This is a genomic window from Alteromonas sp. ABH2_165 (genome assembly GCF_056159945.1).
Genome location: NZ_JBSWWF010000003.1, coordinates 198,164 through 223,775, shown reverse-complemented (window position 1 = coordinate 223,775; position 25,612 = coordinate 198,164). Strand labels below are relative to the sequence as shown.

The following is a 25,612-nucleotide window of genomic DNA, read 5'->3' as shown; positions in this document are numbered from 1 at the left end:
CTAAGGTGCCCACATTAAGGTGACATCAGCACGATTAACCACAGCCGTCACCGGTTTTTCCAGTTCGGTGCTGTTGGCCAGCGCATCTTCAAGAACCTGCTTTTTCTTCTCACCGGTTAAGTGAATAAAGATATTGCGGCTGTTAAGAATAGCCGGCAGTGTGAGTGAAATACGCTGATGTGGTGCGGTGGTAGGTTGCGTGGCAATACAAACCTTGCCGCTGGCAAGATTAAGGCCGTCTTCAATTTGTGCAGAGCATGGGAACAAAGAGGCAGTATGACCGTCTTCTCCCATACCGAGGATCAGTGCGTCGAAGGGTAAACTGAAGCTCGACAGGCGATTTTCAGCTTCAGCAATCCCGTCGTTGGCGTCAGCATCGTCGGTTTTCAACGTCACGAAGTGTGCTGCTGCCGCTTTATTCTGAATCAGATTCTCGCGAACCAATTTGGTGTTGCTTGCTTCGTCGTTTTCACCAACCCAGCGTTCATCAGCCAGTGTGATATCGACTTTGTCCCATTCAAGGTCGGTCTGACTCAATTGCTTGAACAGTGCCAGTGGTGTTCTACCACCACTGACCACCAGACTAGCACGGCCACGTTGGGCAATGCCGTCTTTCAGCAATTCATTCAGTGTGTCGGCAAATGCGCGAGTAAGTGCATCTGCATTATCGAAAGCATTGATTGTTAAAGCCATGAATTACTTCTTCTTGCGTGAAATTTTACTTTCGTACCAGCTACGGTTAGCGCGTGCGAGCAAACCGATAGAATCAACTGGTCCCCATGTGCCGGCCTGATAAGGCTCTGGCGGCTCATTGGTGTGCTTCCAGGCTTCAAGAATTGAATCTACCCAGTTCCATGCTTGTTCAATTTCATCGCGACGAACAAACAGCGCCTGGTTGCCTAGCATCACTTCCAACAACAGTTTTTCGTAGGCATCTGGAATACGCTCTTCCGAGAAAGCTTCAGAGAAACTCAAGTCGAGCTTAGACTTCTGCAGATCCATAGAGCCTGAACTGGTTAACCCAGGCACTTTGTTCATCACGGTGATTTCAACACCTTCATCTGGCTGCAAACGAATAACCAGTTTATTAGGTGGCAGATTCTGGAAGCTATCGCCAAACAGGTTGTGCGGCTGGCGCTTGAAGTAAATAACAACCTCAGACACTTTGGTCGGCAGACGTTTACCGGTGCGTAAATAGAAAGGCACACCCGCCCAACGCCAGTTGTCGATGTCCGCTTTAATGGCAACAAAGGTTTCGGTACGGCTACGGGTGTTAGCACCCTCTTCTTCCAGGTAGCCTGGTACTTCTTCACCTTTTACGAAGCCAGACGTGTACTGACCACGAACGGTAGACTCATTAATGTTGGACAGGTTAATCGGACGCAGTGCTTTAAGTACTTTCAGCTTTTCATCACGAATACTGTCAGCGTTAAGGTTAGCAGGCGGCTCCATGGCAATTAAGCTCAGCACCTGTAACAGGTGGTTCTGAACCATGTCACGCATTTGACCGGCATCGTCAAAATAACCCCAACGACCTTCAATGCCCACAGATTCGGCCACGGTAATTTGGACGTGGTCGATTGAGTTGTGGTCCCAGTTTGTTGCAAAGATAGAGTTCGCAAAACGCAGGGCAATCAGGTTAAGTACCGTTTCTTTACCCAAATAATGGTCGATACGGTAAATTTGAGATTCTTTAAAATATTCTGAAACCTGGTCGTTAATGATCTTGGAGGATTCCAAATCGTGACCAATGGGTTTTTCCAGTACAACGCGCACTGAACTATCGATGATATTGCAGCTGTGCAAGCCACGGCAGATGTCACCGTAAATTGCTGGCGGAGTGGCGAGGTAACACACCATAGTGCGCTTTGCATCTACCACTGAATCGAACACTTGATAGCTTTCTGTGTTCTTCATATCAACGCAAGCATATTGCAAGCGTGCTTCCATTCTGGCCCAAGTTTCTTCGCAGAAATCTTTATCGCCAAACTTTTCAATGTTCTTACGGACTTCTATCTTGTAGTCCTCAGTGCTCACATCCTGACGCGCTACACCAATAATCTTGGTTTCAGGATGAAGCAGCTCAGCTTTTTCTAGCTGATATAAGGACGGCAACAGTTTCCGTCGTGAGAGATCCCCTAGGGTGCCGAAAAGCACAAAATCACAGGGTTCAAAGGAATTATCCATTACCATATTTGTCGACCTTCTTAATGATAATCCAGATAACAGTTCAATACTGTCAGGCAACACAGATTAACTGTTCTGTTAGTTGTTAGCACATAGTTAACACCAAATGTAGTAAAATTACAACTTGCATTGTTTATAAGGTGTTAAAGAGGTATTTCTTCACTGAATACCCATCATTCTGACAGTTCGGTTGTCAAAAAATTACATTTTTCTTGTCACCCGAGTCACAATGGGTAGTATAGAAAGCTCAGATGACATTAACTTTACCTTACTTTCCGCTATATCCGTATGAATATTCTTGAGAAAATAACGCAAAACAAAGCCGCTTTCAGTAAGTCGGAACGCAAAGTTGCCGAAATCATTCTGGCAAACCCACAAACAGCGATTCACTCGAGTATAGCAACACTCGCCAAAATGTCGGATGTCAGTGAGCCTACCGTCAACCGGTTCTGTCGTCGTCTCGACACCAAAGGCTTCCCTGACTTTAAATTGCATTTGGCCCAAAGCCTTGCAAACGGGACACCCTACGTGAACCGACACGTTGATGAAAGCGATGGTCCTGGCGAATATACCAATAAAATTTTTGAATCAACCATGGCCTCGTTAGAGGTTGCGCGTCAGTCAATCGACGTGAACACCGTTAACCGCGTGGTAGATTTGCTCACTCAGGCGCAGAAGATTTCATTCTTCGGATTAGGGGCGTCGGCGTCAGTGGCCCACGATGCGCTCAATAAGTTTTTCCGCTTCAATGTACCGGTTGTTTATTTTGAAGATATTCTGATGCAGCGCATGAGCTGCATGAACTGCTCGGACGGTGATGTGGTTGTACTCATTTCACATACCGGCCGCACGAAAAGCCTGGTTGAAATTGCACAAATAGCGCGTAGTAACGATGCCACCGTTGTTGGTATAACGTCTGCTGACAGCCCGCTTTCGAAAGAATGTACTTATGTGCTTTCTCTTGAAGTACCTGAAGACACCGACATGTACATGCCAATGGCGAGCCGTATTGCGCAGCTAACGCTAATTGATGTACTGGCAACGGGTTTTACGTTACGTCGCGGTAATAAGTTCAGAGAAAATCTTAAGCGTGTCAAGGATACGTTACGAGGCTCGCGGTTCGACAAACGCGATCTCTAGTTCTAAAAATCGACTCACCTCTACTAAAGCCGCCATCTATGGCGGTTTTTTATTCAATATTCCCTGCCCCTTAACAAGAAGCTAAAATTTAACCACTGGTAAGGCCAGCAGTTAAAAAAATTCTTGGGATTCACATTTTTGTCAGATTGCACTACTATTCTGTAATAAAATTACGTAAACGCATTACAGCAACAAAAATCGAACATTTTTGTGACAGCACTGTCAATGCTTTTAGGTACTTAATAAAGCCTATCTGTTAACGACAAATACAAGCGACGACTAACTATGACCAGAAGAACAAAGATACTTGCCACGCTAGGACCTGCAACAGACACCATTGAGCGCATTGAAGCCATTATTGCGGCAGGTGCGAATACTGTACGCATGAATTTCTCACACGGTCAGGCTGAAGATCACATCGAGCGCGCCCGCAAAGTTCGCCAAGCCGCAAAAAACCTGAACAAATATGTTGCTATCCTCGGGGATCTGCAAGGTCCTAAAATCCGGGTTGCCCGTTTCAAAGAAGGCGCGATTAACCTGGATGTTGGTGCACCTTTTGTCCTCGATGCGGAATTAGGTAAAGAGGAAGGCGACATCAATGCAGTGGGTATCGATTATAAAGCCCTGCCCGATGACGTTAACGCTGGCGATATTCTGCTACTCGATGATGGTCGTATTCAACTACAAGTTACAGAAGTGGTCGGCCGTAAAGTGCACACGAAAGTAACGGTTGGCGGCAAATTATCAAATAACAAAGGGATTAACCGTCAAGGTGGCGGATTGTCTGCTGAAGCACTTACCGCTAAAGACAAAGAAGACATTAAAACGGCAGCCGCTATCGGCGTAGATTATTTAGCAGTGTCTTTTCCCCGTTCTGGTGCTGACCTTGATTATGCCCGTAAACTTGCTCGTGAAGCAGGCTGTGATGCCATGATTTGCGCCAAAGTTGAACGCGCGGAAGCGGTAGCCACTGACGAAGCCATCGATGACATCATCGCGGCCTCAGACGCGGTTATGGTTGCCCGTGGTGATCTGGGTGTCGAAATCGGCGATGCAGAATTGGTGGGTGTGCAGAAAAAACTGATTTCACGTTCGCGTCAGTTAAACAAAGTGGTAATCACTGCAACGCAGATGATGGAATCCATGATCAACAGCCCAATGCCTACCCGTGCAGAAGTCATGGACGTAGCAAACGCCGTGCTTGACGGCACAGACGCAGTGATGTTGTCTGCAGAAACTGCAGCGGGTAATTTCCCGGTAGAAACCGTTCAGGCCATGGCGCGGGTTTGTGAGGGTGCAGAAACGCATCCAAGTATTCGTCTGTCTAAGCATCGTATGGACGATACCTTTTCAACGGTAAGCGAGACCATTGCATTGTCTGCAGTATATGCAGCAAATCACTTACCTAGCATCAAAGCGATTGTGGCGTTAACGGAAAGTGGCAACACGCCGAAGTTGATGTCGCGTATTACCACATCACTGCCAATCATCGCCCTGTCTCGTCACGAAGCGACACTGAACGCGATGGCACTGTATCGTGGTGTGCGCCCAGTGTATTTCAATTCTCACGCCAGTGAGCCAGGTCAGCTTAAAAACGACACCATTGCAGCATTGAAAGAAATCGGCCTGGTGAAAGAAGGCGATAGCTTGATTATGACTTACGGTGACGAAATGGAAAAAATCGGTGCCACCAACGCGCTGAAAATCGTTCAGGTAGACTAATAGGCAACACTATCCATGTATAAAGAAGCCAGCTTTGATGCTGGCTTTTTTATGCTGTATCCGTTGAGGGAAAGCGCTTGTTAGCGCCAGAATGTAAAATGCGCGTCGCTATTAGGTGCAGGTTTATCTGGAATTTCAAACGCCGGCGTACCTAAGTACAAAAAGCCCACAATTTCATCGTCGTTGGATAACTCCAGCGCGGCTTTCACCAACTCGCAGTGCGCATAAGCGCCAGTTCGCCATATACCATTGAAGCCCTGTGCAACGGCCGCCATTTGCATCGCCATTACCGCGCAGGAAGCAGAGGCTATTTGCTCAACCCGTGGTACCTTCTCATGTTCTTTGTATTGTGCAATCGCCACGATAACCATGGGCGCACGAAGCGGCAACTGAGGCGCGCGTTCAATTTCCTTCTCAGATTTGTCATTTTCAATCGCAGACTGTTCGAAAATGCTGCCCAGTTTATTCAGTCCGAGTTCTTCACAAACAATAAAACGCCAAGGCGCTAAAGAGGCATGATCCGGCGCGCGCATCGCCGCCTGCATAATGTTTTTTAGCGCATCCCCTTGCGGGGCTGGCGCTTTAAGTCTGGGTTGGGAACGCCGATTGAGTAAAAGTTCCAATGCATCCAAAACACGCACTCCTGTTTTCGTTTTTGATTTCACCTGCAGAATGAAAATGAATTTGCCAGATAGGGCTTAGTTACAACGCTAAAATAACACCTCTCAATTTACCAGGCCAGGAATATGAGTGGAACGCTAAAGCTGGCGTTTTTAAATTGAACAACCACCGTGCTGTTAAGCTTAGTTAACCCGCCGTTTACCAACTAAAGCAAGATCCAACACCGCTGAAATGGTTTAATCATTACTGGTCTTAAGTCGGCTATACAGTCTAAATTCCGGGTATTACAATTCATTACAATTTAAGTTAGCTATCTATCGTGGTTTGGTTACCATGAAACAAACATCTTCTGAGGTATAAAGATATATGGCAGCAAAAGGAAGCTGGACGAAATCACTATTTGTCGGTCTGTGGACCGTTTTGAATTTCGCAAGGAAACTGGTTTTCAACCTTTTCTTTCTGGTTATCGTCATCGCAGTAATCATCGCCGTTAGCAGTGGCGAAAAACCTGTCCAGGTTAAACCCGACAGCGCACTCTTACTTTCACTCAATGGCAATCTTGTTATTGAAAAAGAGCAAGTGGAGCCCTTCGCGCAATTTATGCAAGAAGCATTTGGCGAAGAACCTGAAAATCCGGAAGTACTGGTTCGCGACGTGGTGAAGGTACTTGAAAACGCCAAGCAGGATAACCGAATAAAAGCGCTGGTATTGGATTTATCAGGTTTACGCGGTGGTGGCTTAGATAAACTGCGTACGGTAGCGGCAGCTATCGATGATTTTAAAGCCGAAAAACCCGTTTATGCCATTGGCGATTACTTTGGTCAAGATCAATACTACCTGGCTGCCCATGCCGACCACATTTACCTGAACCCGATGGGTGGGGTAATGTTTGAAGGCTATGGTCGTTTCAACTTGTATTTTGAGAAGCTTCTCGAAAAACTTAAAGTGACGACCCACATCTTCCGTGTAGGTACTTACAAGTCTGCCGTTGAACCCTTCATTCGTAACGACATGTCTGATGCTGCGAAAGAAGCGAACCGTGTTTGGCTCGATACTTACTGGCAGCAATACAAAAGCGATGTGGCAGCGGCACGTGGTGTAGACATCAATAATTTTGATGAAAGTCTGGATGCCCTACTCGCTAAATTTGAAGCTGCAGATTCTGACTTCGCAAAATATGCGCTTGAAAATGGCTGGGTTGATGCCCTCAAAACACGTTCTCAAGTGCGTCAGGAATTGGTAGACCTGGTTGGTACAAACGATGACGAATTGGGTGTTAATTTCACCCCTTATCGTGCTTATCTATCTGCCGTAAGTCGCCCGCTACCTAAAATTGAAAATAACAATAACAAAGTGGCCATTGTTGTCGCCAAAGGTGAAATTCTCGACGGCACGCAACCGGCTGGTACCATTGGCGGTGAAAGTACAGCTGCCCTGCTTCGTCAGGCGCGCATAGACGACACCGTTAAAGCTGTGGTCATGCAGGTTGATTCTCCCGGAGGCAGTTCTTTTGCTTCTGAAATTATTCGTCAGGAAGTGCTCGAGCTGCAAGCTGCGGGTAAACCTGTGGTTGTATCAATGAGCACCTACGCCGCTTCAGGTGGATACTGGATTTCCGCTCCTGCAGATAAGATTTTTGCATCACCTAGCACCATCACCGGTTCTATTGGCGTATTTGGCATGTTCATGACATTTGAAGATTCGCTAGACTACCTTGGTGTCAATGTGGATGGTGTGGCATCAACCGATATTGCAGGAATGTCAGTCATGCGTGAGCTAGATCCTCGCTTCGGCCAAATCTTACAGCGTAACGTGGAAAGCGCTTATAACCAGTTCATTACCATGGTAGGTGAGAATCGAGATATGACACCGGAAGCGGTAGATAAAATAGCTCAAGGACGTGTTTGGATTGGTAGCCAGGCTTTAGAGCTCGGCCTGGTGGACGAATTGGGCGACCTAAATGACGCCATCGCTTCTGCCGCAGAAATGGCTGAATTGGATAGTTATGAAACCTTCTACGTGCAGCGAATTCTGTCACCACAAGAAATGTTCTGGAAAGAGTTTTTCGGTCAGGCTCTGGTATGGGGTGCGAAAATGCAATTTGCTGATAGCGATAGCCAGCTATTGAAAATGGTTAAAAACCTGATGACAGAAGTGAACGCTGTGACTAGCCTTAACGATCCAAAGGGTGTTTATATCCTTTGCCTTGAATGCAAGGTTCAGTAAGCAGTCCGTGGCACTTACTTCATCTGATAAAAAGGCGGTGACTGACGAAGTTCACCGCCTTGTTCATATTGCAGAGCAGTTTTTTAACTGTCGTTTTCCATTGCCAGATGTGAGCTTTCGCCGCAGTGGTAAAAACGCCGGTACCGCCTTCTTACAACAAAACAGGGTTAACTTTAACCCTGTGCTACTAGCAGAAAACAAAGACGCCTTCTTTGCAGAAGTCATCGCCCATGAAGTGAGTCATCTTCTCACCTGGCAGAAATTCGGCAAAGTAAAACCTCACGGCAATGAATGGCAAGCCATAATGCGCGAAGTGTTCAACTGTGAGCCCTCCACCACCCATAATTTTGATCTGAGCGGCTTAAACATTCGCACCTTTCCCTACCAGTGCGGCTGTCAAACGATAAACCTGTCAGTTAGGCGTCACAATAAAGTGCTCAAAGGCATGCAATACCGCTGTACCCGTTGTGGTGAGATGTTGAGATTTCGCGCGAATCACTGAAAAATAGCCAAAAAAAACCGGTGACATCACCGGTTATTCTTTTACTGGACTTTAATTGAACCACTTCTGGGTGAAAACCCGGTCTAATTCGCTGAATGCTGTTTTCAGGGTTGATGCCAGTTCACGGTATTTAGGTTGTGAGCGCATGGCTTGTAATTCACAGCCTTCCGCCGCCATCTTTCTATGTACCTCTTGGTACCAGCTTTTAAGTTGCGGAGGTAACACCTGATTGGAACGGTGCCCTAGCCAGAGTAGACCCTGAACAGGCAAACTAATAAAGAACAGGCCAATGGCTAGTGCTTGTGGTAGATAGGCTGCGCCTAACACGTTAAACATCATGCCTGCGGCGACAATCGCCAATGGCGGCATGGTTTTAATTGCCAGCTTAGTCGCGCTCACCACTCTGCATTCGGGAAAGAAAGCATAAAGCTCACGCTTTACCGGCCAGGTATTCATGTAATCCTGACCATCACGAAGTAACGTGAAAACTGATTGTGACATGCTTACTCTCCATACAGGTTGTCGGCGTTCACTGACATTGGCGCTGGTGTGCTGAATAAGACAGCAAACCGAGGATTTTGTTGCAGGGTTATTAGCATTCTATACTAAATTGCACTGCGATTGGTTTATTATAGCCTACTAATTAGGTCAGGTAACAACCCAGACATATGTTGTAATGAAAAGTCATACTCAATTTAGGTTGAATATGCGATATTGGACCTTATTAAGATAACATCATTTTTTCAGGGCAATAAGCGCTATTATGCCCTGCGCAACGGAGACAAACATGGCAGAAAGCAGACACGTCCGTCTACTTATTCTGGGCTCTGGCCCAGCTGGATATTCAGCAGCAGTTTATGCAGCCAGAGCAAACCTTGAACCTGTACTTCTGACAGGTATTCAGCAAGGTGGTCAGCTTACCACCACAACCGAAGTTGAGAACTGGCCCGGCGATCCTGAAGGTCTGACCGGTCCGGATTTAATGGTGCGTATGCAAAAGCATGCTGAAAAATTTAATACCGAAATTATTTTCGATCACATTAATAAAACCGATTTCAGCAAACGTCCTTTTACCCTTTACGGTGACTCAGGTACTTACACCTGTGACGCCCTGATCATCGCAACAGGTGCATCAGCAAAATATCTGGGCATGGAATCTGAAGAAGCGTTTAAAGGTAAAGGCGTGTCTGCGTGTGCAACGTGCGATGGATTCTTTTACCGTAATCAGAAAGTAGCCGTTGTTGGCGGTGGTAACACAGCCGTTGAGGAAGCGCTGTATTTGTCTAACATTGCTTCAGAAGTACACGTAATTCACCGTCGTGATTCATTCCGCAGTGAAAAAATTCTTGAGCAGCGCCTGTTGGATAAAGCCGAGAATGGCAATGTGGTATTGCACCTCAACCGCACGTTAGATGAAGTACTCGGTGACGAGATGGGCGTAACGAAAGTGCGTATTGCCGCCACCGACTCCGATGCGAAAGAAGAAATCGATGTAATGGGTCTGTTCATTGCTATCGGCCACAAGCCGAATACCGATATCTTTGAAGGTCAGCTTGAAATGAAAGATGGCTACATCAAAGTACAAAGTGGATTGCAAGGTAACGCGACTCAGACATCAGTAGAAGGTATTTTTGCTGCCGGTGACGTGAGCGACCACATCTACCGCCAGGCAATTACCTCTGCGGGTACAGGTTGTATGGCCGCACTGGATGCCGAGAAATTCCTCGACGGCATGCGCCCTGAACAGGGTTAACACAAAAATGGGCAGCTTGCGCTGCCCATTTCTCTTTTGCTACACCTTATCCACCGATGATTGAACTTCCCTATCTCAACGTAGAAACGCCTTTTCCTCCGGTATCTACCGCACTAACCGAACCCAACGGATTACTTGCTTATGGTGCCACTCTCGATGCGCCCCGACTTTTTAACGCGTACTCTAACGGTATTTTTCCCTGGTTCAGCGATGATGAACCGATTCTTTGGTGGTCGCCCGATCCACGAGCCATTATAGAATTGGAAGATTTTCATCTTTCTCGCAGCCTCAAAAAGTTGGCAAATCGCCGTCAATATACCGTAACCCTGAACCAGTCGTTTGATGAAGTGATACAAGCGTGCGCCAGCATACCACGCATGAACCCGCATAGTGATGCGCCAACCACTGAAACCTGGATCGTCGACGACATGATTACCGCGTATAAGCGGCTGCATCAAGCCGGCATCGCGCACTCTGTGGAAGTATGGGACGATCAGAATAATCTTGCTGGCGGCCTCTATGGCGTCGCTATCGGTGAAATTTTTTGTGGTGAATCGATGTTTCACCGCCAACCCAACACGTCTAAGTTGGCGATGTATGCCCTTGTCACCCATATGAAAAAACATCAATTGGCGTTTATAGACTGTCAATTACCTACTGAACATCTTGCCAGTTTAGGCGCAAAAACCTTGCCTAGAAGCACATTTATTGAACGCTTACGCAAGCATAATGGTACACTAGACGAAGACGGCAGGATAACTGCCGAATATCGTTACCGTTGGCAAGGTGGAAATATAACCCCATGAAGTTCGGGCTTACGCAGTCTTTCGCCTGCAGTTATTTACCGCAAAAAAATGAACAATTGTTAGTGTTCGCAGAAACTGAGCAAGATCTCAGTTATCGTTACGGGCAGCTTATCCAGGCTGGTTTCCGGCGTAGTGGAGATCAAATTTATCGTCCCCACTGCCCTACCTGTGATGCCTGTCAGTCAATTCGTATCCCGGTGGCGGAATTTACTCCATCGCGCAGCCAGCGGCGGGTGCTTAAACGTAACAGTCACCTGACAACCCGATTATCCCGAACCCCGGCAGAGAGCTATTATCCGCTGTATGAGCGCTATATTAATGCCCGACACACCGATGGCAGCATGTATCCTCCCAGCCGGGAACAGTTTGATAGCTTTATTTTGTGCCAATGGAACCCGCCCGTTTTCATTGAAGCCTGGGACGGCGATACCCTGGTCGCCGTCGCCGTTACCGATGACATCACCATGGATGAAAACCAACGCGCTTTTTCAGCCTTATACACATTTTTTGCGCCGGAACTGGCTGCGGCTTCCATGGGTACATGGATGATCATGCAGCAAATAATGCATGGGCAGTCTGAAGATCGTCAATATCTCTATTTGGGTTATCAAATAGATGACTGCACAAAAATGAATTACAAATCAAAATTTCTGCCTCACGAGCGCTTGTTCGACATGAAATGGCAGAAATTCAGCTCAAAAAGGGCCTGAGCCCTTTACACGCGCGCTTTTATTGGTTAATGTCTGCGCGGCAAAATTTTGACTTACTGAGGTAATTGCTTTACATGGCAAAAGAAGATTCTATCGAAATGGAAGGAACAGTGGTTGACACACTTCCTAGTACACAATTCCGCGTTGAACTTGAGAACGGTCACGTTGTGACTGCCCACATCTCTGGCAAAATGCGCAAGAACTATATCCGCATTCTGACCGGTGACAAAGTAACCGTGGAGATGACGCCATACGATCTGACTAAAGGCCGTATCGTCTACCGTGCAAGATAATACTCAGTAGTCTGTAGAATCTTATTAAAAAAGCCCGATGACATTCATCGGGCTTTTTATTTGGTTCTTTAAAGAAAACTGAAACCGCTGAATCGATTAATTCGACTCAGCCTCTTCATTAGGCGCTTCGGCACCAGAGAAAGAAAACTCCAGTTTATCTTCGCCAAGGTCAACTTTCACACTGCCGCCTTTACTGAGTTCACCAAATAACAACTCATTAGCTAACTCTTTCTTCACTTCCTCTTTGATGAGACGTGACATTGGACGAGCCCCCATTGACTTGTCGTAACCCTTCTCTGCCAGATAAGCCCGGGCAGCAGGTGTTACTTCAAACGACACGCCTTTGGTATCGAGCTGCGCTTCCAGTTCCACCAGGAACTTATCAACCACCTGCAGAATAACGTCAGTACCCAAGTGATTAAACCAGATGATACCGTCAAGACGGTTACGGAATTCTGGTGTAAACACCTTATTGATTTCCGACATTGCATCGTGGCTATGATCTTGTTGCTTAAAGCCGATAGACTTACGCACGGTTTCCTGAACGCCGGCGTTGGTTGTCATCACCAATACCACGTTACGGAAATCCACTTTACGCCCGTTGTTGTCTGTCAGTGTACCGTGATCCATTACCTGCAGCAGGATGTTGTAAATATCGCTATGCGCTTTCTCGATTTCATCAAGCAAGACCACTGAGTACGGATTTTTGATAACCGCGTCAGTCAGTAAACCGCCCTGATCGAAGCCCACATAACCCGGAGGCGCACCAATAAGACGGCTTACCGCGTGACGTTCCATGTACTCAGACATATCGAAACGTACCAGCTCTACGCCCATGATTTTCGCTAGCTGCTGGGTCACCTCGGTTTTACCTACACCGGTAGGACCAGCAAACAGGAAGCTACCAATTGGCTTTTCTTCACTGCCGAGACCTGCACGTGACAAATGAATCGCGTCTGTGAGCGTTTCAATGGCTTTGTCCTGACCAAACACCACCATTTTCAAATCGCGTCCCAGATGTTTCAGTGCCTGTCTGTCTGATGCAGAGACTGATTTCTCCGGAATACGGGCCATCTTAGCGATGATTTGCTCAATGTCAGCCACATTGATGGTTTTCTTACGGCGTGATGCAGGCAATAAACGCTGGCTAGCACCAGCTTCGTCCATCACATCAATGGCCTTATCAGGCAAATGACGTTCGTTAATGTACTTCGCTGATAGTTCTGCCGCCGCTTGCAACGCTTTCTGTGTAAAGCGTACGCTGTGATGCTCTTCATAGCGAGACTTCAGACCCAGCAAGATCTTCGTCGTATCGCTTACTGAGGGCTCCGTCACGTCGACTTTCTGGAAACGACGAGCTAGTGCTCTATCCTTTTCAAAAATGCCCTGATATTCCTGGTAGGTCGTAGAACCGATACAACGCAGTTCACCAGAACTCAGTTTGGGTTTCAGTAGGTTAGATGCGTCCATGACACCACCTGATGCCGCACCAGCACCAATGATCGTGTGAATTTCATCGATGAACAAAATGGCGTGCTCGTCTTTACTCAATTCTTTAAGAATCGCTTTCAGACGTTTCTCGAAATCGCCACGGTATTTAGTACCCGCAAGCAGACCACCTAAGTCCAGTGAATACACCGTACTTTCAGCAATCACATCCGGCACGTCTTCGTTAACGATGCGGTAAGCTAAACCTTCGGCAATAGCCGTTTTACCCACACCGGCCTCACCCACCAGCAGCGGGTTGTTTTTACGGCGACGACACAGAATTTGAATAGTGCGCTCCACTTCGGCATCGCGGCCGATAAGTGGGTCGATTTTTCCGTCTTTCGCCTGACGATTCAGATCAGTAGAGTATTTGCTCAGCGCAGAACCGGTCTCTTCCCCTTCTGCCATTTCTTCGTTGTTTTCAGCTCCAGCAGGACTCTCGTCGTCGCTTTTGCTTACGCCATGGCTAATGTAGTTCACCACATCCAAACGGGTTACGTCTGCACGTTTAAGAATATAAACCGCCTGAGATTCCTGTTCTGAAAAGATTGCGACAAGGACATTGGCGCCGGTCACTTCGTCTTTACCTGAAGACTGAACATGGAAAACTGCGCGCTGAAGTACGCGCTGGAAGCCTAAAGTCGGCTGGGTTTCTCGCTCATTAGCTTGCTCGTCCATAATGAGCGGCGTGGTATCTTTGACGAATTCGATGAGTTCAGCTTTGATTTGCTCGATGTTTGCACCACAAGCCTTGAGTGCATCCCGGGCAGCAGAATTATCCATCAGTGCCAGCAACAAATGCTCTACCGTCATGAATTCGTGACGATGTTCTCTGGCAAACACGAAAGCTTCGTTCAGCGTTTGCTCTAACTCTTTATTCAACATATCGCTCGCCCTCTGTTAATAGACTTATGCCTGTTCCATGGTGCACATAAGCGGGTGTTGATGCTTACGCGCGTACTGATTGACCTGCATCACTTTGGTTTCTGCAATCTCTGCAGTATATATGCCACAAACGGCTCGTCCCTGATAGTGAACAGTGAGCATAGTTTGATTGGCCTTCTCAGCATCCATATTAAAAAAATGCATGAGTACTTCGACCACGAAGTCCATTGGCGTGTAATCGTCGTTGTTTAACAACACTTTATACATCGGAGGCGGCTGCGTCTTCTGACGTTCCGCCAAGCGTTCTTTTTCTCGGTCTATACTGATCGCGTTGTCTTTACTCATAGTACAATAATAGTGCCTTAGCGCAGATTAGCTGATTTTTTTGCAAATAAATAATCTTTAATTTACGCTTGACATGCAATGGTTAAAATATCTACAGTTTTAACTATGGATATTCGAGTGACGCGAATATCCATCGTGTTCCCAACATCTATAGTGGGGGCATTGTATTATGAGTTCAAGGATTAAGAGGAAGTCGATGTATGGCGGTTGGTAAAGTTAAATGGTTTAACAATGCTAAAGGATTTGGATTTATCGTTCCGGAAGATGGTGGTGAAGATATTTTTGCTCACTACTCAACCATCCAAATGGAAGGATATCGTTCTCTGAAAGCAGGCCAGGAAGTAACGTTTGATGTACAGCAAGGTCCTAAGGGCCTGCACGCGGAAAACATTGGTGTTGTAGAAGAACCTGAACGTTAAAATTCAATAAAGCATTCCAAAGGGCTTTTTACTGCTTTAAGGCAGTCGGTAGAAAGCCTTTTTTATGCTCCATTTTCTGCGGTGCCTTCTCAATTTACCGCACACCAAATAAAAAACCCGGCGAAAGCCGGGTTTTTTGGTTTTGCTCGAACGCTTACTTAGACAGAGATTCCTGTAGCGTTTTGCTTGGAGACATCGCTGCGTACAGTTTGTCTTCGTCTGGGAAGTAGTAACCACCGATCTCTTGTGGTTGACCCTGAGACGCATCGATTTCTTCAATGATTTTGTCGATGTTAGCAGTCATTGCTTCTAAAGTTGGCTTAAACAGCTCAGCCAGTTCTTTATCTTCAGTCTGCTCGGTCAGTGCTTCTGCCCAGTACAGCGCCAGCCATACGTGGCTACCACGGTTGTCCAGTTGGCCAACCTTACGCTCTGGCGACTTACCCGTGTTCAGCAGCTTCTCAGTGGCTTTATCCAGGGCTACTGCCAGCGCTTTCGCTTTAGAGTTGCTGTGCTTAATAGCCAGCTCTTCAAGCGATACTGCCAATGCCAGAAACTCACCCAGTGAATCCCAGCGTAAGTGACCTTCTTCAACAAATTGTTGAATGTGCTTAGGCGCTGAACCACCCGCACCGGTCTCATAAAGACCGCCACCGGCCATCAGAGGCACGATAGACAGCATTTTCGCACTTGTACCCAGTTCCAGAATTGGGAACAAGTCTGTCAGGTAGTCACGCAGTACGTTACCGGTTACCGAAATGGTATCCAGACCGCGGATTGCACGTTCCATAGAGAAACGAATCGCACGTACCGGAGACATGATTTGAATGTCCAGACCATTTGTATCGTGGTCTTTCAGGTATTTCTCAACTTTCTGAATAAGCTGTGCATCGTGAGCACGCTCATCATCCAGCCAGAATACTGCTGGCATGCCAGAGTTGCGGGCACGGGTAACCGCCAGTTTAACCCAATCCTGAATCGGCGCGTCTTTAGCCTGACACATACGCCAGATATCGCCTTCTTCAACATCGTGCTCAATCAGTACTGTGCCGTCCTGATCAACAATTTGTACAGTACCGTCTGCTTCCAATTCAAACGTCTTATCGTGTGAACCGTACTCTTCTGCTTTCTGCGCCATCAGGCCAACGTTAGGCACTGTACCCATAGTTGTTGGGTCAAATGCACCGTGAGTCTTACAGAAGTTAATTGCTTCTTGATAGATGGTCGCGTAAGTAGATTCAGGGATAACCGCTTTAGTATCGTGCGCTTTCCCATCTGGTCCCCACATCTGACCGCTGTTACGGATCATAGCAGGCATAGACGCATCAACGATTACGTCTGAAGGTACGTGCAGGTTAGAGATACCTTTGTCAGAGTTAACCATTGCCATAGGCGGACGGTCAGCGTAACAAGCGTTGATGTCTTTTTCGATTTCAGAACGCTGTGACTCTGGCAGAGAAGCGATTTTATCGTAAACACTGCCCAAACCGTTGTTAGGGTTAACGCCCAACTCTTTGAACAGGTCTTCGTACTTGTCGAACAGTTCTTTATAGAACACTTTTACGCAGTGACCGAATACGATTGGGTGAGACACCTTCATCATGGTCGCTTTTACGTGCAGTGAGAAAAGAATACCTGTGTCTTTTGCATCTTCGATTTGTTCTTCGAAGAATTTGCACAGGGCTTTCTTGCTCATGAACATGCCGTCGATGACTTCACCTGCCAGCAAATCAACACGAGGCTTCAGCGTTTTCTTGCTACCGTCTTTGCCGGTAAACTCAATGCTTACGTAGCCGTCTTTCTCAACCGTTGTGGATTTCTCGCTTGAGTAGAAATCGCCACCGCGCATGTGCGCTACGTGAGAACGTGAAGCCTGGCTCCACTCACCCATTGAATGCGGGTGCTTCTTCGCGAAGTTTTTAACTGCAGTTGGTGCACGACGGTCTGAGTTACCTTCACGCAGAACCGGGTTAACCGCTGAGCCCAATACTTTGCCGTAACGTTCACGAATATCTTTTTCTTCGTCCGTTTTAGGATCTTCAGGAAACGGAGGAACGTTATAGCCTTTTGCGTTTAATTCTTTAATTGCTGCACGCAATTGGGGAATAGATGCACTGATGTTAGGCAGTTTAATGATGTTAGCTTCTGGATCCTGCGTTTTTTCACCCAGGTCAGTCAGTGCGTCTGGCACTTTTTGATCGTCGTTCAGGTAATCCGGGAAGTTGGCGAGAATACGCGCAGCCAGTGAAATATCGCTTAACTCGATGTCGATGTCAGCAGATTTAGCAAATTTCTCAATGATTGGCAGTAAAGAGTAAGTCGCCAGCATTGGCGCTTCATCTGTTTTTGTGTAGATGATAGTCGACTTAGCTTTGGTCATTATATACCTCAAAGTTGTCGGTAAAGAGCTACCTGATTTATTCCATTAACCCCGCGTGGAATCGCTATAATATGCAGGGCATCTCGGTAATATCGTAAGTTTCTGATCACGAATACTGAAATAACCTTTCAGTCTGGTCTATATCTGTAATTTACAGATCACTGTGTCATGTCCTCTCGCCCACAAACATGCCACCCAAATCGTCATTATCAAGAGTCCGCCTTGCAGACGCACCCACTCCTGCCGAAATTACCGCGCTCAATAGTATAGGGTCGGACGTAGGAGTTACAAGTCATACCATTGTCTTAAGCGTGAAGATCAATCTATTTTTAACCGATTTTGTGAATTATTTTTGCAAATCCGTTTTTTTTCATCAGAAATAATGCAAAGCCGTGCCGCAATCACACTGATTTTTCGGTAGCATACGCACAATTATTTTTTGCCTGGTGCCATTATGTCTGCAGGAAAAGTGCTGCTGTTTAATAAACCCTTCAATGTGCTGACCCAGTTCACCGACCAGGAAGGCCGACAAACCCTGAAAGATTTTATTCCCGTACCGGGCGTGTATGCAGCCGGTCGTCTCGACCGCGATTCAGAAGGCTTATTAGTGCTCACAGACGATGGCAAACTTCAGCACCGTCTCGCCAACCCTAAAGCCAAAACCAGCAAAACCTATTGGGTACAGGTTGAAGGTGAAGTCACCGACGACGCCATTGCACATCTTTGTCGTGGCGTGGAATTGAAAGACGGCATGACCCGACCCGCAAAAGTGAAACGCATAGACGAGCCGAACCTTTGGCCCCGTAATCCTCCCGTCAGGTTTCGAAAACATATTCCCACCAGTTGGCTATCGATAACGATTACCGAAGGCAAGAATCGTCAGGTGCGGAGAATGACGGCCCACGTGGGATTCCCTACCCTTCGTTTAATTCGCTACCGCATTGGAAACTGGACCATCGATGGTATCGATAACGGCAAATATATCGAGATTAGCTAACCGTTTCGGCAGGATGGTTTATCCTTATAGCAGTGTTAGTCATCACCGCTGCCAGGCGCTTTTCATAAAATGGTACAAGATAGAACAGATTAGCACTGTATCTGCCGTGTAAACTGCAGATGTTTCTGGTAGAATCCGCGACCCTGAGTAACCGGGTAACGTTGGAAATTAACGAAGAGTCAGTATGTCATCAAATTCAACCCCTTCTCCATCTAAACAAAAAGTCATTGTCGGCATGTCCGGCGGTGTGGATTCCTCTGTTTCTGCTTATCTGTTGCAGCAGCAGGGTTATCAGGTGGAAGGTCTGTTCATGAAGAACTGGGAAGAAGATGACAATGATGAATACTGTGCCGCCGCAGAAGACCTGGCAGACGCACAGGCGGTGGCCGATAAGCTCGGTATGGAACTGCACACCATTAATTTCGCAGCAGAATACTGGGACAACGTATTCGAATATTTCCTTGAAGAATATAAAGCGGGACGCACGCCAAACCCGGATATCATGTGCAACAAGGAAATCAAATTTAAAGCATTCCTTGAGTTTGCAGCCGAAGACTTAGGCGCCGATTACATTGCAACCGGACATTATGTGCAACGTCGATATAAAGACGGCCACTGGCAAATGTTGCGGGGACTCGACGGCAATAAAGATCAAAGCTACTTCCTTTATACCCTTGGCGAAGAGCATATAGCGAAAACCCTGTTCCCGGTTGGCGAACTGGAAAAGCCCCGAGTCCGAGAAATCGCGGAAGAACAGGGCCTAATTACCGCTGACAAGAAAGATTCCACCGGTATTTGTTTTATTGGTGAACGGAAATTTAAAGATTTTCTGGGTAAATTTTTACCCGCTCAGCCTGGTGTAATTGAAACCGCTGAAGGTGAAGTGATTGGCGAACACGAAGGTTTGATGTACCACACCCTTGGTCAGCGCAAAGGCTTACACATTGGTGGACTGGCAAAATACGGTGACGACCCTTGGTATGTGGTAGACAAAGACGTTGAACGGAACGTGCTCATTGTTGGTCAAGGTGCAAACCATCCTCGACTGTATTCAAAAGGCCTGATTGCCAAGCAATTACATTGGGTAGACCGCACACCGGTAACAGAAACCGTGCGTGCAGTAGTGAAAACCCGCTATCGTCAAACAGATATTCCCTGCACATTACGCCCTATTGACGACGACCAGGTCGAAGTATTATTCGACGAACCGCAAAAAGCAGTGACCCCGGGTCAGTCTGCGGTATTTTATCGCGATGAGGTGTGCTTAGGTGGCGGGATAATAGAGAGCTATATTCGCTGATGCTTGACCCAAGGATAGAACAACACATTGCCCTGGCCGGTGTGTGCCAGGCCGCAGCACTGGTGCAGAAAGTTGCCCGCTCCGGTGCAGTAGATACGGAAGCCTGTGAGGCCAGTTTGTCCAGTATTTTAGTGACAGATCCGGAATCCCCCCAGCATGTGTTCGGCCAGTTAAGTAACCTGAAAATGGGTTATAAAAGTATTGTGTCTCAGCTTTCCGGCCGAAGCAGTCATAAAGATGCAGAACTTACCCGCTATGTTGCTAGTCTGCTGAGTCTGGAAAGAAAGCTGGCAGCAAAGCCAGATGCGCTGAACGAACTCAGTCAACGTATTTCCCATGTTCAGCGGCAGCTAGCCCATGTCGATTTCGACAACAGCCAGATTATCGCCTCTCTGGCCAGTATTTATTCCGATATTATTAGTCCGCTGGCCCCGAAAATTCAGGTTGCGGGTAACAATGAATTTCTTAGCCGTCCGCTCAATCAACAACGGGTTCGTGCACTGTTGTTAGCTGGTGTGCGGGCTGCGGTAATGTGGCGGCAAATGGGTGGGCGCAGACGCCAAATCCTGTTCGGCCGCAAACAAATTTTACACAGTGCAACCCTTGCACTGAGATTAATCAACTAGTTTAGTTTAGGAGCTAAAGGTGGAACTGACTCAGTTAACCGCAATTTCCCCTGTAGATGGCCGCTATGCCAGTAAGAGTGCCGAGCTGCGCAGCATTTTCAGTGAATACGGCTTATTGAAATACCGTGTTCAGGTTGAAGTAAGATGGCTACAAATGCTGTCAGAGCAAGCTTCAATTGCTGAAGTCCCCGCTTTTAGTGAAGCGTCTCATACGCTACTAAACAATATCGTTGCCAACTTCTCAGTTGATGACGCCATGCGCATCAAAGAAATTGAACGTACCACCAACCACGATGTGAAAGCGGTTGAGTACTTCTTGAAAGAGCAAGTGGAAAGCAACAGCGAACTGAATGCTATCAGCGAGTTCATTCACTTTGCCTGTACCTCAGAAGACATTAACAACCTGTCTCACGGTCTGATGTTGACAGAAGCCCGCAACACAGTGCTGCTGCCTTACTGTGACAAACTGATTAGTGAAATCACTCGTCTGGCGAAAGAATACAAAACCATTCCAATGATGGCCCGCACACACGGTCAACCTGCTTCCCCAACCACCATGGGTAAAGAAATGGCGAACGTGGCAATGCGCCTTCGTCGTCAGCGTGATCAAATTGCTGCGGTTACCTTGCTGGGTAAAATTAATGGTGCGGTAGGTAACTACAATGCACACTTGTCTGCTTACGCAGATACCGACTGGCATGTACTGTCAGAAAATTTTGTTACCAGCCTGGGCCTAACGTGGAACCCGTATACCACACAAATCGAGCCACACGATTACATCGCCGAATTGTTTGATGCAGTCGCCCGTTTCAACACCATCATTCTGGATTTCGACCGCGACGTTTGGGGCTACATTGCGCTGGGTCACTTCAAACAGAAAACCATTGCCGGTGAGATTGGTTCATCTACCATGCCGCACAAAGTGAATCCTATCGACTTTGAAAACTCGGAAGGTAATCTGGGTCTGGCGAATGCTATTTTTGACCATCTGGCTGCCAAACTGCCTGTATCACGCTGGCAGCGTGACCTCACCGACTCCACGGTTCTGCGTAACCTAGGCGTAGGTGTGGGCTATGCAGTTATTGCGTACCAAGCCACCCTGAAAGGCATTAGCAAACTGGAAGTGAACGAAGCAAGCCTGCTGGCTGAGCTGGATAACAACTGGGAATTGCTGGCGGAGCCAATTCAAACGGTTATGCGCCGTTATGGTATCGAGAAGCCATACGAGAAGTTGAAAGAACTGACTCGTGGTAAAAAAGTGAATGCGGAAGTCATTGCTGAGTTCATTGACGGCCTGGAACTGCCTGATGCCGTTAAAGCAGAGCTTAAAACCCTGTCTCCGGCCAACTACATCGGCGATGCAATCCGCCTGGTTGATCAGTTGCCTGAATAAATTTTCAGCGGTAGACTCTGAAAAATCTTCGTAATAAGGGCTGCTTCGCAGCCCTTTTTTCACTGTCAGGGAAAGTGTGAAAAAGCCTAACCTCAAAACCAGTATGACCACCACCATGCTGGTACGAAACCTCTCATTCGCCGTGCTTGCCGGGCTTGCCTTGTACACATCGGCAGTCGTGCTGATCCTAAAGGACTACTCCACGCCGGTACTCATGCTCATTGCTATGCACGGTATTTTGTTTGCCAGCTGTGTTGCGCTAACTTACCGCCGACGCCCGGGTTCATCCGATCGCGCGAGGTTTTTCTTCGTTAGCAGTAGTATGACGCTAATCACATTACTTTCTTTAATGTGGGAAAAAGACACGGGTCTGCAACAGTTACTTCTGTTTGGCATGATCACCAGTGGTTTTATTTTTCCTCGCAACGGGAAACGCCAACGGCGGTTTGCAGAAACAACCTTTGGATTACTGTATGTCGTTGTGGAAGCCGTGATTGTTTTTAGTCAGTCTCACAGCTTCGCCTCTTTACGCTTAGCCAACGCGGTGATTCTGGTGACGGGTGGCCTAATGGTTCTGCGGTGGATACGAGGAAAGCTCGAAACACAAAGTCAAACACTGGCACTATCAGAAAAGCAAAACAAAGCGCTACTGAACAGTATGCTCCCCCTCGGCCCTAATAGCAGCACGGAGCACTGGCCCCTTGGCATGACAGACAAACTGCACAATGTCAGCGTACTGTTTGCCGATTTGCAAGGTTATACCAAGCTCAGTGAGCGCTACGATGATGCCCACATTGTGTCGATTCTAGACGATCTTTACAGCCTGTTTGATAACCTGGCAATTCGCTACGGCATCGAAAAACTAAAAACCAACGGCGATGAATATATGGCTGCTGTGGGAATACCAAGTACCCTTGCGCGTAATGAAGTGGGCAACGCGCAAACCGTAGAAACGCTTTGTTCGTTTGCACAAGATATGTTGCAAAGCTTCCGCACATTATCGGAAGAACGGGAACTGGGCTGTAATATCCGTATCGGTATCGCCACCGGCTCAGTCATTGGCGGTATTATTGGAACGCATAAACCCTATTTTGATATCTGGGGGAAAACGGTGAACCGTGCTGCTCGTCTTGAACAAGCGAGTATTCCCGGCACCATTACTGTTTGCGCCCGCACTCGGGGCCACCTCACAGACAGCCAATATACACATTTCGACTTCTCAGACCGCTTTGTTGTTGGTGACAACCTGGTGGCCCACACGCTCATTTTTAAATCCTGACTACTCCGGACACACGCATGTATCAACTGAACGGTGAATTCTGCACCGACACCTTTCTCGCCCAACACTGGCAAAAAAAGCCTATGGTGATCAGTGAAGCCTTTAGCGGTTTTATCGATCCGGTTGATGAACACGACCTGGCTGGTCTTGCCCAGGAAGAGCAAATAGACAGTCGAATTGTCAGTCAAGACAACGGTAAATGGCACGTTTCACACGGCCCTTTCGAAGATTTCGAGGATGTTTGTAAAGGGAAGTGGACGCTGCTAGTGCAAGCCGTAGACCGCTACATAGCTGACATCGACGCGCTCATGGAAGCCTTCCGTTTTGTGCCGTATTGGCGCATGGACGATGTAATGATCAGTTTTGCTGTGGAAGGGGCTGGTGTGGGCGCGCACACCGACCAGTATGATGTATTTTTGATCCAGGGTAAGGGCTCGCGGCGTTGGCGTGTTGCACCGCCCGACAACAGCGAAACCCATACCCCGCACAAAGATTTACAGCAAGTTACCGCGTTCTCTCCAACCATTGATGTGGTATTGCAACCGGGTGATATCCTTTATATCCCTCCAGGCTGGGCCCATGATGGCGTAGCGCTTGAAGACTGCCTCACCTACTCCATCGGCTTTCGCGCACCGACACAGCAGGATTTACTTCAGCAACTCGCCGACACGGTAGCCGAACAAACCGGCGATAAAACAGATAGCAGTACGCGCTATAGCGACCCGGAACTCGCAGCCCAATCCCATCCTTCTCTGGTGACAGAAAAGACCAGCAATGCCCTTAAAAACATGTTCTTAGAGTTCTTAAACAGTGCTGATGGCAAAGATGCGCTACTGAGCTTATTGAGTAACCAGCATCTCACTCCTCTTGAAGCGCCAGAAGAAATAACCACTGAGGAACTGATGGCCTGTTTGGAAGAGGGAGACAGCGTGATGAGAGCACCAGGCTGTAAACCACTGTACAGTGAAACGCAAAATCATGAGCAGTTTACCTTTTTCATTAATGGTGAAAAATTTGCGGCACCTAAGCATCTCATGCCCCGACTTATTGCTCTTTTTGCTGGCGAACCGCTGTCGATAAACACCCCGGAAGCTGACGCCGGTGACATTGCGCTACTTTCTCTGTTAGCTATACTGATCTCAAGAGGTTACTGGGAATTAAGTAACTAACCACCATCGTCGCCTGAAAGCATCACGAGGACGTTTTCAGGCAACCATGACTCAGAGCGATGATCATGTGTTTTCAAGTTGAAAGTGTTGATTGGACGAGTGGTAAACATCAACTGACAAAACTTCGCGAACAAGTGTTTGTGATTGAATGGCATATCCCTCAAAACGCTGAATTTGACGACAGAGATTCAGACGCTTTGCATGTTTTAGTATCCGACGATAAGCATCGAGCAATTGCCTCGGGAAGAATAACCCCCGACGGTGAAATTGGCCGTATTGCTGTACTTCACCCTTATCGCACTTTAGACGTCTACAAAATGTTGTTCGCCTCTCTCATCAAGCTTGCAGAGTCTGCTTGCGTTAACGAGGTGAAGGTTGTGTGCAACCTAGAAAGTGTAGAAGCCCATAAATCGCGGGGTTACCTGCCAGAGGGGCCGGTGTTTATGGAAGCCGGTATTCCCCGTCAGCGGATGCTATGCCCCATTAGCCAATTTTCACTGCCCATGGTCAGTGAGCTCCACTGACCTACGCGTTCTACTTAACTTGCCCAGAGCGATTCATCTTCGTAAAAACGGTACAGAGATTCAGCGCGGTTTTGTAGGAAGTCAGCCTGAATGCGCTGTTGTGCACTACTCTCGCTGTTTTCCAGCGTATTTGCCGCTTGTACCTGCCATTTTAAGGCAAAGTGACGCATGGCATCTCTGGCATCAGGAGCATTCTCTACGAGCATAAAATCGGTGGGCAACTCACCGTTTATCACCCAGTAAGTCTTATTGTCTTCACCGGTGATTTTCCACAGCGCCAATACAGGAATTAGGTAGCGGCTTTCTTTGTGGTTAAGCGTTGAAGGTATTACCCCTTTTTCGGCGAGAAACATGTTCGCGTGTTGCCATTGTTCGCGTACCCATGCGGCGCTTTCTTCTTCGGTCATAGGTTGAGGTGTTGAGTCTGTCATCGTACTTCTTCTCAGGTTTTATTATCATTTTTAAGTAGCCGAAACCTTAACACAGCCAGCGACATTCGTCCTTATTTGCCCAACGGGTTCTTTTCATGTTTACACTTCGTTACAGCAAATTTCTTTTCATTTGCTATAACTAAGGTAATCTCTCAGGCTGCAATCACTTCAGGCTTATTTATGTTAAAAGTATTTCGAATTACTTTAGGGGCGCTACTCGCCGTTGCTGGCGTGGTGCTAACCATTATTCCTGGTTCCAGTTTATTAGTATTGGTTGGTCTGGTGGTACTTAGCTACGATGTGCCTAAAGCGCGGGTTTGGCTTAAAGTGGTTCAGGGAAGCATGCAGCGCGGCGCCAAAAAGCTCGATACTTTTCTTCTTGCAAGAAAGCTTCGCAAACGCTGCTAACCGCCCAA

General features: G+C 47.3%; 25 protein-coding genes. 17 read left to right on the top strand and 8 right to left on the bottom strand.

Annotated features, from left to right (window positions below):
* On the bottom strand, window positions 1-693 hold the full coding sequence (gene pgl / locus ACXAFQ_RS08290; protein ID WP_474819871.1) for a 6-phosphogluconolactonase: 693 nt from the start codon (window positions 691-693) through the stop codon (window positions 1-3).
* Window positions 694-696: 3 nt separating this feature from the next.
* Window positions 697-2,193, bottom strand: coding sequence for a glucose-6-phosphate dehydrogenase (gene zwf / locus ACXAFQ_RS08285; protein WP_474819867.1), 1,497 nt, complete (start codon window positions 2,191-2,193; stop codon window positions 697-699).
* A gap of 282 nt (window positions 2,194-2,475) precedes the next feature.
* Here zwf and ACXAFQ_RS08280 point away from each other — a divergent pair, with 282 nt between their 5' ends.
* Entirely contained in the window at window positions 2,476-3,327 is an 852-nt protein-coding gene (locus ACXAFQ_RS08280; protein WP_070124250.1) for a MurR/RpiR family transcriptional regulator, read from the top strand.
* A gap of 285 nt (window positions 3,328-3,612) precedes the next feature.
* Window positions 3,613-5,049 carry a pyruvate kinase gene (gene pyk / locus ACXAFQ_RS08275; protein WP_474819860.1) on the top strand — a complete coding sequence of 479 codons (1,437 nt, stop codon included), beginning with the start codon at window positions 3,613-3,615 and terminating at the stop codon, window positions 5,047-5,049.
* A gap of 80 nt (window positions 5,050-5,129) precedes the next feature.
* Here the strand turns inward: pyk and ACXAFQ_RS08270 are convergent, their stop codons facing one another.
* Window positions 5,130-5,681, bottom strand: coding sequence for an NAD(P)H nitroreductase (locus tag ACXAFQ_RS08270; protein ID WP_474819857.1), 552 nt, complete (start codon window positions 5,679-5,681; stop codon window positions 5,130-5,132).
* Window positions 5,682-6,036: 355 nt separating this feature from the next.
* Here ACXAFQ_RS08270 and sppA point away from each other — a divergent pair, with 355 nt between their 5' ends.
* Together sppA and ACXAFQ_RS08260 are read left to right on the top strand one after the other, a co-directional pair.
* A complete protein-coding gene (gene sppA / locus ACXAFQ_RS08265; protein ID WP_474819854.1) occupies window positions 6,037-7,896 on the top strand; it encodes a signal peptide peptidase SppA in 1,860 nt (619 codons plus the stop codon).
* A gap of 7 nt (window positions 7,897-7,903) precedes the next feature.
* The gene (locus ACXAFQ_RS08260; RefSeq protein WP_474819849.1) at window positions 7,904-8,398 is read left to right on the top strand and encodes a SprT family zinc-dependent metalloprotease; all 495 of its coding nucleotides are present in this window, start codon (window positions 7,904-7,906) and stop codon (window positions 8,396-8,398) included.
* A 51-nt stretch (window positions 8,399-8,449) separates the two neighbouring features.
* Here ACXAFQ_RS08260 and yfbV read toward each other — a convergent pair whose 3' ends face one another.
* On the bottom strand, window positions 8,450-8,899 hold the full coding sequence (yfbV, locus tag ACXAFQ_RS08255; RefSeq protein WP_070124255.1) for a terminus macrodomain insulation protein YfbV: 450 nt from the start codon (window positions 8,897-8,899) through the stop codon (window positions 8,450-8,452).
* Between the two features lie 286 nt (window positions 8,900-9,185).
* On the opposite strand from yfbV, the gene trxB reads away from it, so the two are divergent.
* The 4 genes from trxB (at window position 9,186) to infA (ending at window position 11,960) form a co-directional block, all read left to right on the top strand.
* On the top strand, window positions 9,186-10,151 hold the full coding sequence (gene trxB / locus ACXAFQ_RS08250; RefSeq protein WP_070124257.1) for a thioredoxin-disulfide reductase: 966 nt from the start codon (window positions 9,186-9,188) through the stop codon (window positions 10,149-10,151).
* 56 nt (window positions 10,152-10,207) lie between these two features.
* Window positions 10,208-10,957 (top strand): leucyl/phenylalanyl-tRNA--protein transferase, encoded by a 750-nt coding sequence (aat, locus tag ACXAFQ_RS08245; protein ID WP_474819841.1) that lies wholly within the window; start codon window positions 10,208-10,210, stop codon window positions 10,955-10,957.
* Window positions 10,954-11,667, top strand: a complete 714-nt coding sequence (locus ACXAFQ_RS08240; protein WP_070124260.1) for an arginyltransferase — start codon at window positions 10,954-10,956, stop codon at window positions 11,665-11,667. Before aat ends, ACXAFQ_RS08240 begins: the two co-directional genes overlap by 4 nt.
* Window positions 11,668-11,741: 74 nt before the next feature.
* Complete coding sequence (gene infA / locus ACXAFQ_RS08235) at window positions 11,742-11,960, top strand: translation initiation factor IF-1 (protein WP_070124261.1); 219 nt, start codon at window positions 11,742-11,744, stop codon at window positions 11,958-11,960.
* A 96-nt stretch (window positions 11,961-12,056) separates the two neighbouring features.
* Here infA and clpA read toward each other — a convergent pair whose 3' ends face one another.
* Window positions 12,057-14,333 (bottom strand): ATP-dependent Clp protease ATP-binding subunit ClpA, encoded by a 2,277-nt coding sequence (gene clpA / locus ACXAFQ_RS08230; protein ID WP_474819830.1) that lies wholly within the window; start codon window positions 14,331-14,333, stop codon window positions 12,057-12,059.
* Between the two features lie 24 nt (window positions 14,334-14,357).
* Entirely contained in the window at window positions 14,358-14,678 is a 321-nt protein-coding gene (gene clpS, locus ACXAFQ_RS08225) for an ATP-dependent Clp protease adapter ClpS (RefSeq protein ID WP_474819826.1), read from the bottom strand.
* Window positions 14,679-14,878: 200 nt separating this feature from the next.
* On the opposite strand from clpS, the gene cspD reads away from it, so the two are divergent.
* Window positions 14,879-15,097, top strand: a complete 219-nt coding sequence (gene cspD / locus ACXAFQ_RS08220; RefSeq protein WP_070124267.1) for a cold shock domain-containing protein CspD — start codon at window positions 14,879-14,881, stop codon at window positions 15,095-15,097.
* 154 nt (window positions 15,098-15,251) lie between these two features.
* Here the strand turns inward: cspD and ACXAFQ_RS08215 are convergent, their stop codons facing one another.
* A complete protein-coding gene (locus tag ACXAFQ_RS08215; protein ID WP_474819821.1) occupies window positions 15,252-17,477 on the bottom strand; it encodes an NADP-dependent isocitrate dehydrogenase in 2,226 nt (741 codons plus the stop codon).
* A gap of 454 nt (window positions 17,478-17,931) precedes the next feature.
* On the opposite strand from ACXAFQ_RS08215, the gene ACXAFQ_RS08210 reads away from it, so the two are divergent.
* The 7 genes from ACXAFQ_RS08210 (at window position 17,932) to ACXAFQ_RS08180 (ending at window position 24,765) form a co-directional block, all read left to right on the top strand.
* Window positions 17,932-18,474 carry an rRNA large subunit pseudouridine synthase E gene (locus tag ACXAFQ_RS08210; protein WP_474819817.1) on the top strand — a complete coding sequence of 181 codons (543 nt, stop codon included), beginning with the start codon at window positions 17,932-17,934 and terminating at the stop codon, window positions 18,472-18,474.
* Window positions 18,475-18,658: 184 nt separating this feature from the next.
* Window positions 18,659-19,774 (top strand): tRNA 2-thiouridine(34) synthase MnmA, encoded by a 1,116-nt coding sequence (gene mnmA, locus ACXAFQ_RS08205; RefSeq protein WP_474819813.1) that lies wholly within the window; start codon window positions 18,659-18,661, stop codon window positions 19,772-19,774.
* Window positions 19,774-20,400, top strand: coding sequence for a high frequency lysogenization protein HflD (gene hflD, locus ACXAFQ_RS08200; protein ID WP_474819810.1), 627 nt, complete (start codon window positions 19,774-19,776; stop codon window positions 20,398-20,400). Before mnmA ends, hflD begins: the two co-directional genes overlap by 1 nt.
* 19 nt (window positions 20,401-20,419) lie before the next feature.
* Entirely contained in the window at window positions 20,420-21,793 is a 1,374-nt protein-coding gene (gene purB, locus ACXAFQ_RS08195) for an adenylosuccinate lyase (protein ID WP_474819807.1), read from the top strand.
* A gap of 76 nt (window positions 21,794-21,869) precedes the next feature.
* Window positions 21,870-23,072: an adenylate/guanylate cyclase domain-containing protein gene (locus tag ACXAFQ_RS08190; RefSeq protein WP_474819803.1), complete on the top strand. Its 1,203-nt coding sequence runs from the start codon at window positions 21,870-21,872 to the stop codon at window positions 23,070-23,072.
* Between the two features lie 17 nt (window positions 23,073-23,089).
* Window positions 23,090-24,241: a JmjC domain-containing protein gene (locus ACXAFQ_RS08185; RefSeq protein ID WP_474819799.1), complete on the top strand. Its 1,152-nt coding sequence runs from the start codon at window positions 23,090-23,092 to the stop codon at window positions 24,239-24,241.
* Between the two features lie 65 nt (window positions 24,242-24,306).
* A complete protein-coding gene (locus tag ACXAFQ_RS08180; RefSeq protein ID WP_474819795.1) occupies window positions 24,307-24,765 on the top strand; it encodes a GNAT family N-acetyltransferase in 459 nt (152 codons plus the stop codon).
* Between the two features lie 14 nt (window positions 24,766-24,779).
* On the opposite strand, the gene ACXAFQ_RS08175 is transcribed toward ACXAFQ_RS08180, so the two are convergent.
* On the bottom strand, window positions 24,780-25,196 hold the full coding sequence (locus ACXAFQ_RS08175; RefSeq protein WP_474819791.1) for a DUF4826 family protein: 417 nt from the start codon (window positions 25,194-25,196) through the stop codon (window positions 24,780-24,782).
* A 180-nt stretch (window positions 25,197-25,376) separates the two neighbouring features.
* Here ACXAFQ_RS08175 and ACXAFQ_RS08170 point away from each other — a divergent pair, with 180 nt between their 5' ends.
* Window positions 25,377-25,604: a tellurium resistance protein TerC gene (locus ACXAFQ_RS08170; RefSeq protein ID WP_474819787.1), complete on the top strand. Its 228-nt coding sequence runs from the start codon at window positions 25,377-25,379 to the stop codon at window positions 25,602-25,604.
* The last annotated feature ends 8 nt before the right edge of the window (window positions 25,605-25,612 follow it).

Coding starts and splice junctions, on each gene's coding strand:
- ACXAFQ_RS08210 (WP_474819817.1), top strand. CDS start 17,932: ATGTCTGCAGGAAAAGTGCTGCTGTTTAATAAACCCTTCAATGTGCTG.
- ACXAFQ_RS08175 (WP_474819791.1), bottom strand. CDS start 25,196: ATGACAGACTCAACACCTCAACCTATGACCGAAGAAGAAAGCGCCGCA.
- trxB (WP_070124257.1), top strand. CDS start 9,186: ATGGCAGAAAGCAGACACGTCCGTCTACTTATTCTGGGCTCTGGCCCA.
- clpS (WP_474819826.1), bottom strand. CDS start 14,678: ATGAGTAAAGACAACGCGATCAGTATAGACCGAGAAAAAGAACGCTTG.
- pgl (WP_474819871.1), bottom strand. CDS start 693: ATGGCTTTAACAATCAATGCTTTCGATAATGCAGATGCACTTACTCGC.
- ACXAFQ_RS08170 (WP_474819787.1), top strand. CDS start 25,377: ATGTTAAAAGTATTTCGAATTACTTTAGGGGCGCTACTCGCCGTTGCT.
- zwf (WP_474819867.1), bottom strand. CDS start 2,193: ATGGTAATGGATAATTCCTTTGAACCCTGTGATTTTGTGCTTTTCGGC.
- pyk (WP_474819860.1), top strand. CDS start 3,613: ATGACCAGAAGAACAAAGATACTTGCCACGCTAGGACCTGCAACAGAC.
- ACXAFQ_RS08280 (WP_070124250.1), top strand. CDS start 2,476: ATGAATATTCTTGAGAAAATAACGCAAAACAAAGCCGCTTTCAGTAAG.
- yfbV (WP_070124255.1), bottom strand. CDS start 8,899: ATGTCACAATCAGTTTTCACGTTACTTCGTGATGGTCAGGATTACATG.
- clpA (WP_474819830.1), bottom strand. CDS start 14,333: ATGTTGAATAAAGAGTTAGAGCAAACGCTGAACGAAGCTTTCGTGTTT.
- mnmA (WP_474819813.1), top strand. CDS start 18,659: ATGTCATCAAATTCAACCCCTTCTCCATCTAAACAAAAAGTCATTGTC.
- ACXAFQ_RS08180 (WP_474819795.1), top strand. CDS start 24,307: ATGTGTTTTCAAGTTGAAAGTGTTGATTGGACGAGTGGTAAACATCAA.
- hflD (WP_474819810.1), top strand. CDS start 19,774: ATGCTTGACCCAAGGATAGAACAACACATTGCCCTGGCCGGTGTGTGC.
- infA (WP_070124261.1), top strand. CDS start 11,742: ATGGCAAAAGAAGATTCTATCGAAATGGAAGGAACAGTGGTTGACACA.
- ACXAFQ_RS08240 (WP_070124260.1), top strand. CDS start 10,954: ATGAAGTTCGGGCTTACGCAGTCTTTCGCCTGCAGTTATTTACCGCAA.
- sppA (WP_474819854.1), top strand. CDS start 6,037: ATGGCAGCAAAAGGAAGCTGGACGAAATCACTATTTGTCGGTCTGTGG.
- aat (WP_474819841.1), top strand. CDS start 10,208: ATGATTGAACTTCCCTATCTCAACGTAGAAACGCCTTTTCCTCCGGTA.
- cspD (WP_070124267.1), top strand. CDS start 14,879: ATGGCGGTTGGTAAAGTTAAATGGTTTAACAATGCTAAAGGATTTGGA.
- ACXAFQ_RS08215 (WP_474819821.1), bottom strand. CDS start 17,477: ATGACCAAAGCTAAGTCGACTATCATCTACACAAAAACAGATGAAGCG.
- ACXAFQ_RS08185 (WP_474819799.1), top strand. CDS start 23,090: ATGTATCAACTGAACGGTGAATTCTGCACCGACACCTTTCTCGCCCAA.